The 18,281-nt window shown below is 59.6% G+C and carries 20 protein-coding genes; 8 read left to right on the top strand and 12 right to left on the bottom strand.

From position 1 onward, the window contains the following. The first annotated feature begins 107 nt into the window (after positions 1 to 107). A complete protein-coding gene (locus BM413_RS32770; protein WP_139238660.1) occupies positions 108 to 458 on the top strand; it encodes a DUF6932 family protein in 351 nt (116 codons plus the stop codon). After that, the gene (locus BM413_RS26635; protein WP_091917896.1) at positions 455 to 1,405 is read left to right on the top strand and encodes a hypothetical protein; all 951 of its coding nucleotides are present in this window, start codon (positions 455 to 457) and stop codon (positions 1,403 to 1,405) included. Before BM413_RS32770 ends, BM413_RS26635 begins: the two co-directional genes overlap by 4 nt. Here the strand turns inward: BM413_RS26635 and BM413_RS32765 are convergent. The 6 genes from BM413_RS32765 to BM413_RS26610 all read right to left on the bottom strand — a co-directional run bounded on the left by BM413_RS32765 (position 1,395) and on the right by BM413_RS26610 (position 5,968). Further along, on the bottom strand, positions 1,395 to 1,601 hold the full coding sequence (locus tag BM413_RS32765; protein WP_139238659.1) for a MerR family transcriptional regulator: 207 nt from the start codon (positions 1,599 to 1,601) through the stop codon (positions 1,395 to 1,397). The two genes, BM413_RS26635 and BM413_RS32765, sit on opposite strands and share 11 nt — an antisense overlap. A 266-nt stretch (positions 1,602 to 1,867) precedes the next feature. After that, on the bottom strand, positions 1,868 to 2,332 hold the full coding sequence (locus BM413_RS26630; RefSeq protein ID WP_139238658.1) for a hypothetical protein: 465 nt from the start codon (positions 2,330 to 2,332) through the stop codon (positions 1,868 to 1,870). A 220-nt stretch (positions 2,333 to 2,552) separates the two neighbouring features. After that, on the bottom strand, positions 2,553 to 2,849 hold the full coding sequence (locus tag BM413_RS26625; protein ID WP_091917894.1) for a winged helix domain-containing protein: 297 nt from the start codon (positions 2,847 to 2,849) through the stop codon (positions 2,553 to 2,555). Between the two features lie 529 nt (positions 2,850 to 3,378). Next, positions 3,379 to 3,555 (bottom strand): helix-turn-helix domain-containing protein, encoded by a 177-nt coding sequence (locus BM413_RS26615; protein ID WP_091917892.1) that lies wholly within the window; start codon positions 3,553 to 3,555, stop codon positions 3,379 to 3,381. 169 nt (positions 3,556 to 3,724) lie between these two features. Continuing rightward, positions 3,725 to 4,516 carry a hypothetical protein gene (locus BM413_RS32760; protein WP_139238657.1) on the bottom strand — a complete coding sequence of 264 codons (792 nt, stop codon included), beginning with the start codon at positions 4,514 to 4,516 and terminating at the stop codon, positions 3,725 to 3,727. 195 nt (positions 4,517 to 4,711) lie between these two features. Next, the gene (locus tag BM413_RS26610; RefSeq protein WP_175544449.1) at positions 4,712 to 5,968 is read right to left on the bottom strand and encodes a tyrosine-type recombinase/integrase; all 1,257 of its coding nucleotides are present in this window, start codon (positions 5,966 to 5,968) and stop codon (positions 4,712 to 4,714) included. Between the two features lie 123 nt (positions 5,969 to 6,091). Between BM413_RS26610 and BM413_RS26605 the strand changes: the two genes are divergently transcribed. Next, a complete protein-coding gene (locus BM413_RS26605) occupies positions 6,092 to 6,589 on the top strand; it encodes a hypothetical protein (RefSeq protein WP_139238656.1) in 498 nt (165 codons plus the stop codon). A gap of 167 nt (positions 6,590 to 6,756) precedes the next feature. Here BM413_RS26605 and ppk2 read toward each other — a convergent pair whose 3' ends face one another. Further along, positions 6,757 to 7,677, bottom strand: a complete 921-nt coding sequence (gene ppk2, locus BM413_RS26600) for a polyphosphate kinase 2 (RefSeq protein WP_091917889.1) — start codon at positions 7,675 to 7,677, stop codon at positions 6,757 to 6,759. A 103-nt stretch (positions 7,678 to 7,780) separates the two neighbouring features. Between ppk2 and BM413_RS26595 the strand changes: the two genes are divergently transcribed. Continuing rightward, on the top strand, positions 7,781 to 9,058 hold the full coding sequence (locus tag BM413_RS26595) for an ATP-binding protein (RefSeq protein ID WP_091917888.1): 1,278 nt from the start codon (positions 7,781 to 7,783) through the stop codon (positions 9,056 to 9,058). A 98-nt stretch (positions 9,059 to 9,156) separates the two neighbouring features. On the opposite strand, the gene BM413_RS26590 is transcribed toward BM413_RS26595, so the two are convergent. The 4 genes from BM413_RS26590 to BM413_RS26575 form a co-directional block, all read right to left on the bottom strand. Further along, on the bottom strand, positions 9,157 to 9,630 hold the full coding sequence (locus tag BM413_RS26590; RefSeq protein ID WP_133304777.1) for a hypothetical protein: 474 nt from the start codon (positions 9,628 to 9,630) through the stop codon (positions 9,157 to 9,159). After that, complete coding sequence (locus tag BM413_RS26585; protein ID WP_091917886.1) at positions 9,620 to 10,285, bottom strand: acyl-homoserine-lactone synthase; 666 nt, start codon at positions 10,283 to 10,285, stop codon at positions 9,620 to 9,622. The genes BM413_RS26590 and BM413_RS26585 overlap by 11 nt, the downstream gene beginning before the upstream one ends. Before the next feature lie 89 nt (positions 10,286 to 10,374). Next, entirely contained in the window at positions 10,375 to 11,100 is a 726-nt protein-coding gene (locus BM413_RS26580; protein WP_091917885.1) for a helix-turn-helix transcriptional regulator, read from the bottom strand. A 185-nt stretch (positions 11,101 to 11,285) separates the two neighbouring features. Beyond that, positions 11,286 to 13,064: a chloride channel protein gene (locus BM413_RS26575; protein ID WP_244538039.1), complete on the bottom strand. Its 1,779-nt coding sequence runs from the start codon at positions 13,062 to 13,064 to the stop codon at positions 11,286 to 11,288. A 262-nt stretch (positions 13,065 to 13,326) separates the two neighbouring features. Here BM413_RS26575 and phoU point away from each other — a divergent pair, with 262 nt between their 5' ends. Further along, entirely contained in the window at positions 13,327 to 14,052 is a 726-nt protein-coding gene (phoU, locus tag BM413_RS26570; RefSeq protein ID WP_091917884.1) for a phosphate signaling complex protein PhoU, read from the top strand. A gap of 97 nt (positions 14,053 to 14,149) precedes the next feature. Continuing rightward, positions 14,150 to 15,157, top strand: a complete 1,008-nt coding sequence (locus BM413_RS26565) for a magnesium and cobalt transport protein CorA (RefSeq protein WP_091917883.1) — start codon at positions 14,150 to 14,152, stop codon at positions 15,155 to 15,157. A 110-nt stretch (positions 15,158 to 15,267) separates the two neighbouring features. Here BM413_RS26565 and BM413_RS26560 read toward each other — a convergent pair whose 3' ends face one another. Further along, on the bottom strand, positions 15,268 to 15,786 hold the full coding sequence (locus BM413_RS26560; protein ID WP_091917882.1) for a GcrA family cell cycle regulator: 519 nt from the start codon (positions 15,784 to 15,786) through the stop codon (positions 15,268 to 15,270). A 357-nt stretch (positions 15,787 to 16,143) separates the two neighbouring features. On the opposite strand from BM413_RS26560, the gene BM413_RS26555 reads away from it, so the two are divergent. Both BM413_RS26555 and argF read left to right on the top strand, forming a co-directional pair. Further along, positions 16,144 to 17,328 (top strand): aspartate aminotransferase family protein, encoded by a 1,185-nt coding sequence (locus BM413_RS26555; protein ID WP_091917881.1) that lies wholly within the window; start codon positions 16,144 to 16,146, stop codon positions 17,326 to 17,328. 27 nt (positions 17,329 to 17,355) lie between these two features. Further along, positions 17,356 to 18,273 carry an ornithine carbamoyltransferase gene (gene argF, locus BM413_RS26550; RefSeq protein WP_091917880.1) on the top strand — a complete coding sequence of 306 codons (918 nt, stop codon included), beginning with the start codon at positions 17,356 to 17,358 and terminating at the stop codon, positions 18,271 to 18,273. The last annotated feature ends 8 nt before the right edge of the window (positions 18,274 to 18,281 follow it).

Below are 18,281 nucleotides of genomic sequence, written 5' to 3'. Positions count from 1 at the left end.
GTACAACACCGAACCGCCAAGATATTCTTCGAAAATGGCTAGATCACCGCGCGCAGTTGCGTGGTATAGGACTGTCCCGAGGCTTCCAATGGCTTGACGGAAGCTTCGTGGAACAGAAAGTTCCCAATGACCTCGACCTCATAACCTTCATTTATCGGCCTCCTCACGCAATGCAGGTCTTGAATTGGCAGGGGTTGGTAAATGCGAATTTAGCGATACTGGAAAGGGGGCAAATAAAGCATACATATCGATTGGATGCACTTTTTGTGGACCTTAATGGCGATCCAGAGTTTACCATTGAGATGGCGAGATATTTCGTGGGTCTCTTTTCTCATCGCCGGGGTGATAACCTCTGGAAGGGTATGTTAAAGGTAAGGCTGGAGAATGCAGCCGACGATGCTGATGCGTCGCTAATTCTGGGCCTTGACCCAGATGTGGGTGGAGTTGCAGCGCCATGAATTCGCTGAAAAAATTGGACCGCGACTACGTGAAGGCTGATCGAGCAGCCGTTGTTGGATTGCTTGACCGCGTCACCGAGGCAGATTTTCTTACACGAATGGGACTAGAGTCGCGTTTACGGGAGATTGATGAACAGATTGCGGGTCAAGCTGAGGAGCCCGAGGAGGCGCATGCCTCTGCGGCGCTGTTCTTCGGTGGACGCCCTGTGGTCGGTTCTGTGGGGATAGAGGCGGAATTCGGAAGCGGGGCCATATCAACCTTTCAGGATTTGGTCACGAAGATTTTGGCTCGAAACACGACGGGTTTGGGCGTTAAGGGGCCAGTGGCCAATAAAAGCGCTGCTGCAATGCACATCACCAATATTGTCCGAGGGTCGTTTGGGTTTCTGCTGGAGGAGGTTCGTGACCAACACCAGATATTCGAAACGAGCTTGAAGAAGGCTGTGGAGCAAGCTTCTGAATTGCTCGAAGCATTTGGGAAGGCAGACGAAGAAGAATTCCAGACAGCAGTTGTCGAGGTTGACCAGCGAATATTATCCACCGCTCGCGATTTCTTTGAGCTCATGCGTCAAAACGGAGCAACATTGAAAATGATTGCAGGCGACGATGAGTATCAATTCGGCGCGGACGCTGTGGCAAGGGGGGCCGACCGTGCAAATGCTACCTCATTGGAAGAGATGGACCGCGAACTCAGAGGACAACTGGCTGGAGTCCTTCCGGGGGCGCATCAGTTCGAATTCCGCGTTGCCGGTGCCGAGACAATCAAAGGCAAGGTGGATTCAGCTTGGACTTCAGAAGACCTGGAAAGGTGGAATCGAGAGCTGGTGGGCGTTGACGCCGTTGCTATCACGGCGGTTAAGCGAGTGGTGCGGAATGGCCAAGTAGCCCGTGAAACTCATTCGCTTAAACGCATCGATAAAGCCTTGAATCGACAGGCTACTGGTTAGAGCCTCCATATTCTTTCAGCGCTGCGGCATCGCCAGCAGCGACGATTGCCAGCCCATCAGGATCAACTCGCCAGGGTGCTTTCGTATGAAGCTGCTTGCCAATCCCGTAACGCTTGCACCAACGGGCCACGGTATCCGGCGAGACGCCAGCGATACCGGCTGCCTGTTTGAGGGTGAGGGGCTTTTGATTAGGCATGCGGCGTACCTCCTTGGCAAAATGGTTCTGCCGCCCGTTTCCTAGCGGTTATTTCGAGTGATGAAAGTTGGGTGCCCACGCTCCTGACTGCTCTTTTTTCCAAAGCCGAAGAACGGTGATGAAGGGCACAACCTGTCAAGCTTCGCACGCCCGCATCAGGTCTAGGTCTTGGTCTAGGTCTTGGTATGTACCCACCGTCACTAGACTGTGTGGACAGGGTGTATAGGCACAGTGGGGACACGGTGTAGGCAGGGTGTGGAGACGGTCTAAGCACGCTCGCCTCCCATCATTCTCGTTTTCATAAGATTGGACGTAACGCCCACCATCGAAGCCGTAATCTTTGTCCGCTCAGCTGCCTTTCGTTCCTGATCGGCGCGCTTCTCAGCCGCCTTTTCGCGCCGCCTTTCGTTTGCTTCGTGAAACGCCTCTACGGCCTTTTCTCGAAGACGGTCGCTCTCAATCGTATTGAGAAACCGCATGGTTCCGGTCGCGTGGTCTTCGCTCATCGGGCCATTATGTTTGAACCAGCGTTCGACCAGGATCAGGGAACATTCCTCGTCCCAATCAATCATCTTGGCGTCTATGAGAATGGCTCGGTTCCGCCGATACTGCTCCAAATCGCATCGAAGATCGGCGCAGGCGTAGCCATCCGGGAGATGATAAACCCCTGACGAGTTCACATGCGCGTTCGTGATGAAGTAGAGGAAATGTACCTTCGCGACGTCATCCAAGGACATAAACCTCGCTGACCGCCATAGAACCGGGGAAACTTTCGAGAAATCGCGAGCGCTCATCAGTGGGCCCTCGCTAGGATCAAATTGGATTCCCTTATCGCTTCGACGGCCTCTTGGGCACTCAGATCGAAGCGACGGCGAAGATACGGCAGGAGATGCTTGGGCGGAGATTGCTCCGCCGCAAGCCATTCTGCCGCTTTTTTGATTTGCGGCTGGATCACGCGGCTGCCCTTTCCTCTGAAAGGACCACCACCCTCGAACGCAGGACATATCGGGCATGCGTGCCAGGGAAGGGGCCGCTATGGTTTTCATGGATAGTCTCGACCACAAGGCCGGCACGGCGCAGTTTGTGGACATAGCCGCTCCAGCGAGGTCCAGGCGTTGTGAGCGGTGTACAGCCTTTTTCACCAGCCTCGATCAGGTTCACCAGGGCCCATGCATCTCGGCCTTTTATGGTGAAGGGTGATCCGTCGGGCTCAACACGCACAACAACGCTATAGCTTGGCTTGCTCATGATTGAACTCCAATCATCTCGGGGAGTGTGGAGAGGGCCGACAGGGCAATGGGGTCAATTTCGCCCAGATTGGTGCGGCAGACTTGGATCAATGCGTCTCGGTCTCGGAGATAGCTCCGACCGACCCATCGCGTTCTGCCGTGCCTCTTTCCATCAATGCGCTGCAAAATCCATTGAATTTGGTCCTTGCAAACAATGACGCGCCACTCTGGACTAAGGCGAGTAACAACATCGGAATAGTCGTCCGCGCTTTCCCTGTTGGAATCGCCGTTAGGACACCGCACGTACAGGGCCGTTTCGTGGGGAGCTGTCATCTGAGCCTCCCGCCGATGCCGGCCATGCGGCAGACTTCCCGAGCTGTTGAAGTCGGCAGCCGAAAACGACTGGCGATTGCAAAGGCCGGATAATCAGAGATTGAAGTTTCGAGGGTGGTGCGATAAATCTGAGGCGTAGAACCTTTCGAATTACCGCTGCCGTTCCCGATGCCAGTCGGGGCGGCAGTTTCTCTATGTAGGGTCATGGCTGCACCTCACGATGCAGCCGGAAGGTTTTCGACGTACCGCTTCAAGTCCTCGACAAGGAGCAGCGTTCGCTTACCGCTTTTTCGCGGCCGAATCTTACCTTCGCGAAAGAGGGTATAGAGGGAGGAGCGCCCGATGCCGGTCATCTGCACGGCCTCAGGGATGGTGACGGATATCTTGGTCATGGTTGCGTTCACCCGCGTGTGTTGTTGACTACGCGGACAAAATACGTCGTTCGCCTTTGCTCCCCTAATTACGCCACGTAATCAGTGGCTTAGATGGTGGCGTAAGGTGGCGCAAGGTGGCAGTAACTGGCACGGATGTGGCTTAAGGGTGAGATTAGTGGCCGAAACTTTAACTGCCCTTTGCAGCCCTTCGGTTCCAAGTTTTCGGCCTTGTAGGCCAAACAAGGCTTCGAACTATGGGAATCGATACATCGGGAAACTTGTCACGAAATTTCGAGACAAACTCATCCCGAGTGGGCGGTTCGCTTTCTCCGCGCTCCACAGCCTCGTAGATCGTTTGGGCGTATGGCAATAGCTTTTCTTCAAGCGAATAGGCCTTCTTTGGCCCTCTATCGGGCTTCGAACTCTGAGACGTCACTCGCGAGGCAAGAAATCGGTCAAGGGTAGCCCGTTCGATAAAAATGGACTGAAATCCATCTCCCCCGACAGCAACCCCGAACGGGTTCTCTCTATTCATCTGACACCAGTAGAAGCGGGGCGAGATGCTCTCAGTATTCCACAAATCCGGCGAGCAGAGGGTAGAACTGATCGTACCTCCCCGAGCATCCCGTAATGCGTATTTAAGTATGCCGTCAGCGATCTGATTGGCAATTTCGCGCACAACAACGTCAAATCGCCTGCGCGATACTAGGCGTTCAGCGTCCAAACGTTGTGCTGTTTGATGGGCAGCCTGCCATTCTTCCGCAGTGAACGTAAGTCCTTCTGGTCCAAACTTTCCATGCCGAGTTGGAGGTCTTTTGAATTCTGGATGGTGGCGTAAAATAAGCCGATGAACGGTGTCCTTTTGCCACGGCTTAGCCGTGGACTGGGGCAAGGCCGATGTGATGCCGTTAATTGCCAAATTCAGCCGGTACGGCTCCGGGGTTATCGGCTCACCTTCAGTCCACTCTGTTGGGAACATGGACTTTCCCACAATATGAACGGCGCGCGCCAAAAACACATATATGGGAGTATCTCTAGGCCACGCTTCCTGCCGGCTCCAAAATACTATTCGCTCGTCCATCGCAGCACCTTCGCGACCGCACCTTGGGGACCGCAGGGAAACCGGTGGTGCAATACCGGCTTGTCGGATGGCCGTCCTATCCCTACGGAGCTGTTATCCGCGCAACCTCACCAAATTGTCGCCCGGCTGTTCCTTTAGGCCTTCAATGACACCCCGCAAACGGGCATCCCAAGACGTCAATGCCGCCTCGACGCGCTCGTTAAGGCGTGGGCGGCTATAATGTTGAACCAGCGTCCTCGTGTCCTTCGTTCCGCGCTGGTGGCCGACGACAGCTGCGATGGTATCGAGCGCGATACCCATCTCGTCCATGGCGCTTACGACTGTACGTCGCAGATCATGGGTGGTGAAATGCTTGCATGGCAAATCGCGATTTTTGAGCGCATGGCCGAGGTCGGTTGCCCGCAATGCCCGGTCGGATTTGGCGGCTCTGAATAGAGGTCCGCGTTTATGCCTTTCGTGGGCTTCCAGGATGATTTCCCGGGCAAGCCCGACCAATGGGGTGACGCGCTCGCTCTTGTTCTTGGAGCGTTCGGCGGGAAGCGTCCAAAGCAGCCGTTCGCCGTCATCCTCAATCTCGGATGCGTCCATGCTGGCGATTTCTCCGACCCGCGCCCCCGTGCATAATTGCACGCGAAGGACCGCGATGCAGTCGGGCGTCATTTCATCAGCTCCGGCATCCAGCCAGTCCCAGAGGGTTTTCATCTCGTCAGGCGACAGCACTCGGTTTCGTGGATCACCCCTGCCATACGATTCTGTGCCGGCTGTGGGGTCGGTCGTTACATAGCCTTTCGCCAGTCCCCAACGATACATCGCGCCAATGACCTGCCTGCGTTTCTCAGCTTCACGCGGGCGACCGTCTGCAACAGGTTCGAGTAGGTCACTCACTTCGCCACGTCGAAGGCCGTCGGCGGCGCTGTCAAACTTGGTGCGCAATGCCCGCTTTAATCGACGATCTATGTCATCGGCGGTGCGGAGGGCGCCACCTTTACGGTGAGGGCTCTTGATGTGTTTGGCGTAGCGCCCGATGAGCTCTTTCACGGTAAGCCGCTCTTGTTTGGCTTTCCGCGCTTCGTCTTCTTCTTCCAAGAGGTCCCGGCCTTGGCGAGCCGCCTTTATGATTTCGGCAGCCCTTTCGCGAGCTTCTTGCAACCCGAGCCCATTCTTCCCGTTTGGATCGCACACACCAAGCGAAGCACTCTTTGCAACCGGCTCGCCCTTTATCCGGTAGACGAGATTCCAGGTGAGAACACCTGAGGGTGCTACCCGAACACGCAAGCCCGTCTGCTGATTGTCGGACACGTAATAGCCGCTCGCCTTCGGTTGAAGCGATGCAAGGACTACGGCGGTCAATCTCTTCTTCACTGGCTGGCGTTCCCTGCCGGCTTGTTGCTATGCGCGACTCGTAGCAACACTATAGCAACATTTTCGCTGGAAGTACGCGAACATGCTCGAATAGCTGTGGATCATTAAGCTTTGATTCTGCTCGTTAATTCCAGCCCATTGTGGACGATGCTAAACAACCCTGAACGCTGGTTCAAGGGCTGGATACAGACCTGGTTTGTCCACATGCGCAATCCCGTCAGGCTCGCCCGCGAGGTGCGTTTCGCGTCGTTCTGCATGGCGCAGATCCTGTTTGCCGGCATGGTCATGTCGGCGCTGATGCACCCGTTCCTGATCCTGTCGGCCCTGGTGCTGACCGTGCAGGTCAGCGGCGGTATTCCCCTGCGAATTTGGCAATGGGGCCTGCTGGCGTTCGATTCCACCACCGTGGTGCTTGGCTATGCATCCTTCATGGTGCTTGGCCGAATGACGCTCAATGAGCGGGAAAGCCGGGGTTTCTGGAAAGTCTGCATGATGACGCCGGTCTACTGGCTGATGCTGTCGCTGGCGGTATGGTGCTCCGTCTACGAGCTGTGGAAGCGCCCGCATCACTGGCACAAGACCCCGCACCGGCAAGCGCGACGCCGTTAGAGACCGCTTGCTAACTCTACCCTGCCGGTCATCTGACGCGGTTTTCTGCGCTTCCGGTGCTCATGGACCTAAATGTCCACTCCGCTCCGGTTCTCGAAAACCACGCCATATGCCTCGGCAGGGCGAGTTATCAAACAGTCTCTAACCCGGCGTTGCAGGCTTTTCGCTCAACCCTTCAGGAACTTCGGCCCTTCGCCGATGATCTTCTTGTCAGGCTTGCCGATCACGTCGAGATCGCGTCCCGTATAGGGCAGTGCGAGCAGAATGTGGCGGATCACCGCGATACGCAGCCGCCTTTTGTCGTTGGCCTTGACGATCGTCCATGGCGTTTCAGCAGTGTGGGTCCGCTTCACCATCAGGTCGCGCATTTCGGTATAGGCATCCCATTTGCTGATGCCGGCGACATCCATCGGCGAGAACTTCCAGTTGGTCAGCGGGCTGTGGCGGCGATCGTGAAAGCGCTTGAGCTGGATCTCCTGGCTCGTATCCAACCAGAACTTGAAGAAATGGATGCCTTCACGAACGATCTGCTTTTCGAAACGCGGCGTCTCCTGCAGAAAATGCTCGTGCTCTTCCGGCGTGCAGAAGCCCATCACCGGCTCGACGCCGGCGCGGTTGTACCAGGATCGGTCGAAGGTGACGAACTCGCCTGCCGTCGGGAAATGCGAAATGTAGCGCTGATAATACCATTGGCCGCGTTCTGTTTCGGTCGGCTTGGTCAGCGCCACGTTGCGGGCAGTACGCGGGTTCATGTATTCGCGCACCGCGTTGATCGTCCCGCCCTTGCCGGCGGCGTCGCGTCCTTCGAAAAGGGTCAGCACCCTGTGGCCTGTCGCCTGCATCCAGGCCTGAAGCTTGACCAGTTCGATCTGCAGCCGCTCCAGCGTTTCTTCGTAGTCCTTGGAGGGCATCTTGTCGTCATAGGGATACCCGCCCGAACGCAAGGCCTTCTTGTCGATCCAGTCGGGCAGTTCGGGATTGTTGATGTCGAAAAGCCGATCCTTGCCGCCGACCTTGAGTTTCAACGGTGTGAGGCCCGCGGTCTCCTTGGCTGCTGCGGTCTCAGGCGCGTCGTCGGCGTTTTTCATTTCGACAAACCTTTCTTGGTTTCCCTTTCATGCTATTGGGTGCGGCCAGACTGGTCCAGCGTGAAGTTTTACCCCGAAGTACAAGGCATCACGGGATTTTCGCATGAGCGATCAAGGCCGCGAACAATGGATACGCCGCGCGATGCGGCTGGTTGCCCACCGGTTTCGCCAGAATCGCTGGATGCTGGCCGCAGCCATCGCAGCCGTGCTTGCCGTCCACATCTGGGCAGGCGGCGACACCCGGACGGTCGCTGCCGTGGTGGGCGCGCTGATCGTCGTGGCGGGCCTTGCGCCCAGCCGCACGGCGGGGCTGCTCGCGACCGAGGCCGAGGAGACCGCCAATGGTGGCACGCGCGGCCTCTCGGGCGAAAACCTGGCCGCCGCCGTCACCGACCCGCTGATCGTCTTCGACGGAGCCGGCGCGGTCGTCCATGCCAATGATGCCGCCGTCAACGCTTTCGGGGCGCTGCGTCCCGGCATCCTGCTGCTGCTGAAATTCCGGGCGCCGGAAATGCAGGAGATGATACAGGCCGTGCTGTTCGGCCATGCCGCGTCGCGCCAGATCGACTTCATCGAGCGCGTGCCGATCGAACGCGTCTTTCGCGTCACCGCGTCTGCCGTCGGAAGGGGCACCGGCCTCTATGTCATGGTGTTCAAGGACCAGAGCGAGACGCGCCGCATCGACCGCATGCGGGCCGATTTCATCGCCAATGCCAGCCACGAGCTGCGCACACCGCTGGCTTCCATTTCGGGTTTTGTGGAGACTCTGCGCGGCCCGGCGCGCGACGACGCCAAGGCACGCGATCATTTCCTCCAGATCATGCAGAACCAGACCGCGCGCATGGCCCGGCTGATCGACGACCTTTTGTCGCTGTCGCGGCTGGAGATGAAGTCGCATCTGCGGCCCGGCGTGAAAGTCGACCTGCGCGGTGTGGTGGAAAGCGTCATCGATTCCCTCAGCCCGCTGGCCAGGGAGTCCGGCGTCACCGTCGAGCGCGACTTCCCGACCGGCACTTTCGAGGCGCTGGGCGATCGCGACGAACTGTTCCAGGTCTTTGAGAACCTGCTGGAAAACGCCTGCAAATATGGAGCATCGGGCGGCCGTGTCGTCGTCTCGATCGGCGGCCCGGACACGAATGCCGAGCGTGAAACCACGGTCACGATCCAGGATTTCGGTCCCGGCATTCCCGAAGAGCACATTCCGCGCGTGACCGAGCGTTTCTACCGGGTGGATGTGGAAACCAGCCGTTCGCAGAAAGGCACGGGCCTCGGCCTTTCCATCGTCAAGCATATCCTGACACGTCACAACGCCCGCCTGTCGATCCGCTCGAAGCTGGGCGAGGGTGCGGCCTTCACGGTGCATTTTCCGGCGGCGGAATGATATCCGCCGCCGGACGAGCGGTATGTCCGGGGAGGCCGAACCTGTTTATCGCGACGCGCGTACAAGGGTGCGCAAGACGCGATCTATTCCTTGCTCGGCTAAGCCGATTTCGCGACCACCAAACCATCTTCGCCGAGATCGGCTCGCGCGATGTGACCATTGCGCAAAAGCCAGCGGCTGAATCGGTATCGGGTGGAGAAGGCCGTGCCGGTAATGATGACCGGCTCGCGGCACCTCTCTATGTCGTCGTCGATACGGTTGAGCAGATCGGGCACACCGCCTGTGCCGATCCTGCCCCACAGGATGTAGTCGGTTCCGCTCGGCGTTTTCCGGAGGCTGCCGCCTCCGGAAATATGCGCCTTGTCCGCCTGAAGCAGCCGCGCCTCCTCTGCGCGGGCTGCTTGCATCTCCTTTCGTAGTTCGCTCACGAACTGAGCGAAATATTCCTTGCGGGGCATTTCGGGCACCGCCAGATCGTCGTTGTACCCGGTGTTGGCGAGTGCTGCCCGAGATCCGTTCCGGTGCCGCACCGGGTGCCCCCCGTGTTCGTGTTGTCCCATTTTAAGCTGCACGAGCGCCTCCTGTCCGGCTCGAGCTGAACTGCTGCATGAACGGCTCGTAGGGGCCGCGATGCACCAGAATGGAATGGTCGAGATTGCCCCTGGCGAGCGCGCGGTCGCGTGCCTCCTGCGTGACGTCGAAATAGGCGGCGACACACCAGCGGTCGTCGATCAGAATAGGATTTCCGATCTGTCTCACCGTCCAGCCGAACCGCTTCCACAGCGGCAGCCAATACAGGTCCTGAATACCGCCGATGCGGGTGATGCCTTCGTTCAGGCAGTATTCCATCACCGTCCCGCAGAACTGGCCCTTGATCGGGCCATGGCCCTTTTCGCGGAAGGAAGGCACGATGAAGCCGCGCGTCCATTCGGCGACGTCCGGTTGCCGCGGGACGCCGGTGAAGTTGCAGCTGTGCGGAAACACCTCGCTCAGCATATGCGGTTCGGTGGTCGGCAGAAGCCGGGTTCCGGTCATCACCTGATCGTCAACGATCCCGATCATGTACGTGGCTTCGTCGGTGTCGAACTGGTCGATTTCCATGCCGCTCCCGTCGTCGTCGCGCCATTGCTTTTCTTCGACATAGATGGCGTGGCGGGCACGAAAGAAGTCTTCGAGTTCGGCGGTATAGAGGTGACGGTTTGCGGCATTAACGACGTGGATTTGCACGGCTACTACCCCCTGCGGTTGATTCTCGCAGAAGGATGAACCGTAACGGGCCTGTCAGCTATCGTCGGAATCGATGATTGACCGGCAATTTACACGTGAATAATGTGTTGCCTGATTGCTTCCATGACCGCCTGGGTTGTGTTGGCGGTATCCAGCTTTGCATTGATATGCCGCTGGTGGGTGCGCGTCGTCGCCTCGGAAATATTGAGGATGGTCGATATCTCCCAGGCGGTCTTGCCGGCCGCCGCCCATTTCAGGATTTCCTGCTCCCTGTCGCTCAAGGTAGGAGGCGGAGGGGCCTTCTGGGACGCCAGGTCATTTGCGGCCATCTGGAAATAGACGGCGGCGCAGTAGAGCAGGCCTTCGTCCTTCTTGTCGATGTCCATCCTGTGGTGGCTGGCAAGCGACACGACCGCCTGCCACCTTCTGGCGGTCCGCAGCGGGAAGGCGATGCCGTCGACCAGGCCAAAAGCAGCGGCCTCGCCGTTCAGCTGCTGGACGCGCTTGCTGACGGGAAATGCGTTCCAGGCTTCCCGCCAATGGAAAGGCCGGTCTTTGGTAATCGACCATTTCGAGACCGGATCGTCGGGAAAATACACCTGCTCCCTGTAACGATCGGACCAGGCTTCCGGCCAATGGTTGGCGATGACCATCGGCTCGACGTCGATCCCGGCCGAAGGCAGGCCGGTCATGATGAAAGCGTTGAAGCCCTGCCGGTCGATGACCTGGGAAAAGTCGTCGACGAGGAGAGACATCGAGGGGTGTCTCTCTGCCCGCTCGATGAAGTCGAGCAATTCGCTGTGTGCATTCAGCATTGCCGTTCCTCGGTGCGATTGCCTGTCCGCAACATGAGTATCAATAGCTATATCTATGAATCTAACGATGTAAATCGGTAATTTAGAACTATTGCGGTGTCGCCAGGCAAAGTTTTTTGTTTCAAATCTTATCGATTTCTGTCCTGTTTGAAAGTGAGGGCGCGGGCGAGCTTTGCCAAGGCCGCTCAGCTTTCGCCTGAAAGATCCTTGCGCGCCTTGTCCAGTTCCTCGGCATAGCGGCGCAGCAGGTGGGCCTCGGTCAAAAGCCCGACCACCCGGCGGTTGGCGAAGTTGTCGACGACCGGCAATTCCTCGCTGCCCGACCGGGCAAAGATATCCGCCGCCGCCTTGACGTTCATGGACGGCACCAGAAGCGTGTCCTGATATTTCGCCAGCGTGCGAATGGATTGGGTTTCCGCTTCAGCACCCGCATCGAGGCCGTAGACTTCGGCGACAAGCAGCATCCCGGCATATTTCTTGTCGGCGTCGGTGACGATTACGCGCTGTGCCGCACCCAGCGGGACCTGCTTGCGGAATTCCTCGATCGTGGTCGTGTCGGGCAAGGTGCGAACGTCCTCGCGCATCATGCGCTCGACGGTCAGGTTGCGCGTCCAGCTCACGTCATGGGCGCTTCGGATCGTCTCGCCGCGCAGATGGAACCGCCAGGTCGAGAAGGAGTAGCCGAAGGTTTCGCGCACCAGCACCGCCGAAACGATCGATGCCCCGAGAACAACGCCGGTGAGCGCGAGGTTGCCGCTGGATTCCAGCGCCAGGAATGTCATGGTCAACGGTGCCCCGACGACGCCGACGGCGAGCGAGGTCATGCCGACGACGGCCGCGATCATCGGATCGACCCCGGTTTGCGGGAGTAGGAAAATCATCGCCTCGGCAAAGATCTTGCCGAGCAGCGCGCCGAGGAACAGCGAAGCGAAGAACAGGCCGCCGCGAAACCCCGAGCCCAGCGATACGGCAGATGCGATCAGCTTGAGGACGAAGAGTTCGGCGACGACATAGAGGCCGTAATTCATCGCCAGTTCGCGATGCAGCGCGCCATGGCCGCTCGAAAGCACCTGCGGCGTGATCAACGCCAGTGCGCCGATCAGGCACCCGCCGATCGCCGGACGCAGTGCTGCGTCGATGGAAAGCCGCGAAAAGCCTTTCTCCACGACCGTCACCAGCTGCATGATGGCGATTGACGCAGCACCCGCCACAAAGCCCAGAAGCAGATAGGGCAGATACTGCATGGCCGTCATCGCCGGCACGGGGCCGACTTCGATGGGAAATTGCGCGCCGCCGAGATAGCTCGCCGTCAGCGAGGCGGTGACGGCGGCTGCCATCACCGGCGCGACATTGGCGACGGAATAGACACCGATGATAAGCTCGAAACCGTAGAACGCGCCGGTCAACGGCGCGCCGAAGGCAGCGGCAATAGCGCCGCCCGCGCCGCATCCCACCAGTATCCTGACGTCATTGCGGCGCAGCCGCAGAATGCGGGCCAGCCGGGACGCCAGCCCCGAACCGCTCTGGGTATAGGCCGCCTCAAGCCCGACCGACGCGCCGAAGCCGCTCGAGATGATCGTCTGCACGGCAACGATGGCGGTGTCCGTGGCCGACAGCCTTCCGCCATAAAGCGCGTTGGCCTCGATCGGATCGATCGGCGTGCGATATTGCCGGCGCCGGAGATAGGCGATCGTCAGCCCGAGCAGCACGCCGCCCATGACCGGCACCAGCGCCTGGGAAGAGCTGGACAGCGAAAACATGGCCGACAGCCGCGCGCCGCGCTCCAGCCCGAAAAGCAGCCAGTGCATCTCCTGAACGATCCAGCTCATCGCCGTGACAGTCACCGCCGCCAATGCCCCCACGACACAGGCCACGCCGACGACGGCTATGCCGCGCGCGTTGAGAAGGTGAAGAGCCGTGTGAACTTGCGCGCGGTTCTTCCAGGAGGAAAGGAGCTTTGTGATCGTGCCGTGGAACACCGCGCGGCCTTTTGCAGTCAAGAGGATGGACGTCACGGGAACGCTAGACCACTTTGCGCGCCGGCTAAAATAATAACCGCTGCTCGTTGGAGACTATGTTTCCGGACCCCTCGCGCAGGCGCTATCAGCCCGAATTGTGGCGTCAGCGTGCCGCCAATCCAAGCTTTCTTTTTTCCGTCATGTCGTTAGCCTATATGCATGGATTCAGGGATCGTGATTTGCCGGTTCCGAAGAGAGATGGACCTTCATGCAGTCGCACCACATTGTCAGTGCCTATGACGACGAGCTGAAATACCTGACCCGCAAGGTTGCGGCGATGGGCGGCCAGGCTGAGCGCCTTGTCGATCAGGCGATCGCGGCACTCGTCAATGCGGATCTGGCACTGGCCAAGAAGGTCATCGCCGACGACACCATCCTCGACGAAGCCCAGCGCGAGATCGACGACAAGTCGATCGTGCTCATCGCCAAGCGCCAGCCCGTTGCAGGGGATTTGCGCGAAATCATCGGCGCGATCCGCATTTCGGCCGATCTCGAGCGCGTCGGCGATCTCGGCAAGAACGTCGCCAAGCGCGTGGTCGCGGTTTCGGAAGGCCGCCAGCCCGTCAGCCTGTTTCGCGGCCTGCAGGCGCTGGCCGAACTGGCACTGACGCAGCTCAAGGAAGTGCTGGACGTCTATGCCTCGCGCTCGGTCGAGCGCATCGAATTCGTGCGCGCCCGCGACAACCAGATCGACGCCATGTACACGTCGCTGTTCCGCGAGCTCCTGACCTACATGATGGAAGACCCGCGCAACATCACACCCTGCACGCATCTCCTGTTCTGCGCCAAGAACATCGAGCGCATCGGCGACCACGCCACCAACATCGCCGAGACGATCTACTATGTCGTCACCGGCGACCAGATGCCGATCGACCGTCCCAAGGAAGACAAGACCGACAAGGTCGTGCTGCCGGTGGAAGTCTCGGCGAAGTGAGCGGGGTCCGCATCCTCGAACTTTCCGCAAAATTGCGCTAGACTGGCTGACCTGCGCATTCATCACGCAGTGAAGGTTCTGCCTTCGGGAGGTGGTGATGGATCATGTTCGCAAATTCGCGCCCGCTCCGGCAGAAGCCGGGATCGTTGCCTCGAGCGTCTATGCCGCAGGCAAGCGCGTTGCCGATATTCCGGTCGAGGAAGCCGGCGAGTGGGCTGGCAAGGAAGGCCATGTCGTCTGGATAGGCCTTCTCGAGCCCAGCCGTGAACTCCTGCTGCGCGTACAGGCGCAGTTCAATCTTCATGCGTTGGCGATCGAGGATGCCGAGCATCCGCACCAGCGGCCTAAGATCGAGCAATATGGCGATGCGCTGTTCATCGTTGCCCGCACCGCGCAACTGATCGATCGCCGCGTCACCTTCGGCGAAACGCATCTGTTCGTCGGCAAGGGCTATATCGTCAGCGTCCGGCACGGCCCGTCGACCTCCTACGCCACCGTTCGCCAGCATTGGGAAAGCTGTCCGCATTCGCTGGCCAAGGGCGAGGACTTTGTCCTCTACGCCATCCTCGATTTCATCGTCGACAACTACATGCCGGTGCTGGAGCAGATCGAGGACGAGGTCGAGGAGATCGAGGACAAGGTTCTGCTCAAGCCGATGCTCGCCGCCGAGATCGAACGGCTCTACATGCTCAGACGCGATCTTCTGCGGCTGCGCAACGCCGCCCTTCCGCTGGTCGAGGTCTGCAGGCGGCTGACAAGTGCGGACCTGCCGCAGATACATGCCGCAATGCACCCGCTGTTTCGCGACGTGACCGATCACATCCGTACCGTGCAGGAAAAGATCGACAGTCTGCGCGAGGTGTTGGCGTTCGCCTTCGAGGCGAGCCTTCTGGTCGGGCAGAGCCAGGAAACGGCGATTTCCAAGAAGCTCGCCTCATGGGCCGCCATTCTGGCGGTGCCGACGGCGCTCGCAGGCATCTACGGCATGAATTTCAGCGACATGCCCGAGCTGAGGATGGAATACGGCTATCCGATGGTGCTGACGGCAATCGCCGCCACTTGCGCCTTCCTTTACTGGCGGTTCCGCAAGAACGGCTGGCTGTGATGAAGGGGGAAAGAGAATAGCGAGTAGAGAGTAGATTAGGCGATTGCGCTTCGCGAACCGTCGCACTGCTTTCTATTCACTATTCACTATTCACTATTCACTATTCACTATCAGCGGCTTCTGCGCCGCTCCGATGCCGGCTGGAAAGCGATCTTCGAGTGGTACTTGCAATAGGGGCCGCTCTCGGCAGCGTCGTTGCCGCAGAAGTGGAATTCTTCCGTCAGCGGGTCGCCGTTCGGCCACTTGCAGGTGCGCTCGTTGAGCTCGACGAGCTGAAGATGCCGCGAGATCGGGACGACCACATTTTCGACGGGGCGCAGATAGTGGCGAGCCACCGGCTCGGCATCGAACTGCGTCTGCAGCGCGGTTGCGCCGATCGAGGTCGTCACTGTGCGCGTGGTGGTCGTGGCGCGCGGCGCGGTCTTGACGCCGGTCGACGCGTGCACCGTCTTTTTCTGGCGGGCCGGCGCTGCCGTCGAGCGGCCGCGGCTCGAAAGCTTCAGGCGGTGGACCTTGCCGATGACGGCATTGCGGCTGACGCCGCCAAGCTGGGCGGCGATCTGGCTGGCGCTCAGGCCTTCGGCCCACAATTTGCGGAGGGTTTCCACTCGCTCGTCAGTCCAGTTCATGAGAGCATGCTCCTGCTTGTGCGTGCGACCTCCCGGAATCCATTCCCGTCCCGACAAATGCTCGGGGTGACACCACATATATTCGGGTGATTGGGTTTGCCGCACCAAATCTGGTTATTTCTAGACTTCAAACTACCTTATCGGCTGACTCGGTGACAAGAGTCCGGGGTGCCACACGAATCGGTTTTTTGGGTTTTCAACAACTTGCCGCAATAAAGGTGGCTTATTGGGCCAAGTTGTCCGCCGCGCGCTTCTGCGCGACGTTTTCGTTGACTTTGTGACCGGAAACGAAATATGCCCGTTAAGGCCGCCGCTTGAGGCGGCTTTTTTGGTTTTCCGGTCCCGGAGACGCATATAATGAGCGGTTCGGCGCTTTACGAGACTTTCGCACGTGCACCCCTGGCTTTCGACAGGGGCGAGGGCACCTGGCTGGTTGCGGATGACGGCCGACGCTTCCTCGATTTTGCCGGCGGCATCGCCGTGAATTCGCTCGGCCATGGCCACCCCCAGCTCGTCGCCGCTCTCACCGAGCAGGCCGGCAAGCTGTGGCACACCTCGAACCTTTATGAGATTCCGGGCCAGCGCCGCCTTGGCGAGCGGCTGGTCGCAGCGACCTTCGCCGACAAGGTGTTCTTCACCAATTCGGGCGCGGAGGCGCTGGAATGCGCCATCAAGACGGCGCGGCGCTATCAATATGTCAGCGGCCACCCGGAAAAGTTCCGCACCATCACCTTCGAGGGCGCTTTCCACGGCCGCACGCTGGCAACCATCGCTGCCGGCGGCCAGGAAAAATACCTCGAAGGCTTTGGTCCCAAGGTCGACGGTTTCGACCAGGTTCCGTTTGGCGATATCGCAGCGGTCGAGAAGGCGATCACGCCGGAGACGGCGGCGATCCTGATCGAGCCGATCCAGGGCGAGGGCGGCATTCGCGAAGTGCCGACGGCGTTTCTGAAGCGCCTGCGCGAGCTTTGCGACCAGCACGGCCTGCTGCTGATTTTCGACGAAGTGCAATGCGGCATCGGCCGCACCGGCAAGCTGTTTGCCTATGAATGGACCGGCGTGACGCCGGACCTGATGGCAATCGCCAAGGGCATCGGCGGCGGCTTCCCCGTCGGCGCCTGCCTTGCCACCGACGAAGCGGCTGTCGGCATGACGGCCGGCGTCCACGGCACCACCTTCGGCGGCAACCCGCTCGCCATGGCGGTCGGCAATGCCGTGCTCGACGTGGTGCTGGAAGACGGCTTCCTCGACGAGGTCAAGCGCAAGGCGCTGCTGATGAAGCAGGGGCTGGCCGCGATCTCCGACGAATTTCCCGAAATCATCGAAAGCGTGCGCGGCACCGGGCTGATGCTCGGCCTGAAATGCAAAGTGCCAAACACCGCAGTCAACGGCGCGCTGCGACAGGAAGAAATGCTGGCGGTGCCTGCGGGCGACAACGTCGTGCGCCTGCTGCCGCCATTGACCGTTACGGACGATGAGATCCGCGAAGCGCTGTCGCGCATCCGCGCTGCCGCCAAGGGCTTGTCCGAAGCCGCCGCATGAGCTGAAACAACACCTCCGGGGTTTGCTATGACCAGTGGTATCCGCCACTTCACCGATCTTTCCGCCGTTTCCGAAACGACGCTGCGCGGCATTCTCGACGATGCCGTCGCGCGCAAGGGACGCCTGAAGGCCGGCGAGCGCTCGCGACCGCTGGAAGGCAAGGTTCTGGCGATGATCTTCGACAAGCCGTCAACCCGCACGCGCGTTTCCTTCGATGTCGGCATGCGCCAACTCGGCGGCGAGACGATCATGCTCACCGGCACCGAAATGCAGCTCGGCCGCTCCGAGACCATCGCCGACACCGCCAAGGTGCTGTCGCGCTATGTCGACGCGATCATGATCCGCACCACCTCGCATGAACGCCTTCTCGAACTCACCGAGAATGCAACGATTCCGGTCATCAACGGTCTGACCGACGACACCCACCCGTGCCAGCTCATGGCCGATGTGATGACCATCGAGGAACATCGCGGCCCGGTCGCCGGCAAGACGGTGGCCTGGGTCGGCGACGGCAACAATGTGCTGCATTCGCTGCTGGAAGCCTCTGCACGCTTCCGCTTCAACCTCAATGTCGCGGTGCCGGAAGGCAGCGAGCCGGAGCAGAAATATGTCGACTGGGCCAAAGGCAATGGCGGCACGGTCAATTTCACCCGCAGCCCCGAACAGGCGGTGGAAGGCGTCGATGCGATCGTCACCGATTGCTGGGTGTCGATGGGCCAGGAGCATCGCGCCCGCGGCCACAACATCTTCCAGCCTTATCAGGTCAACGAAGCACTGATGAAGCGCGCCAAGCCCGACGCCCTGTTCATGCACTGCCTGCCGGCGCATCGCGGCGAGGAAGTCACAGACGAGGTCATCGACGGGCCGAACTCGGTTGTCTTCGACGAGGCTGAAAATCGCCTGCATGCGCAAAAGGCTGTGCTTGCCTGGTGCCTCGGCGCTTAGAGACCGCC

It is taken from the genome of Mesorhizobium sp. YR577, assembly GCF_900116595.1.
In the GTDB taxonomy this organism is placed as follows: domain Bacteria; phylum Pseudomonadota; class Alphaproteobacteria; order Rhizobiales; family Rhizobiaceae; genus Mesorhizobium_M.
This window is presented reverse-complemented; position numbering and strand designations above follow the sequence as displayed.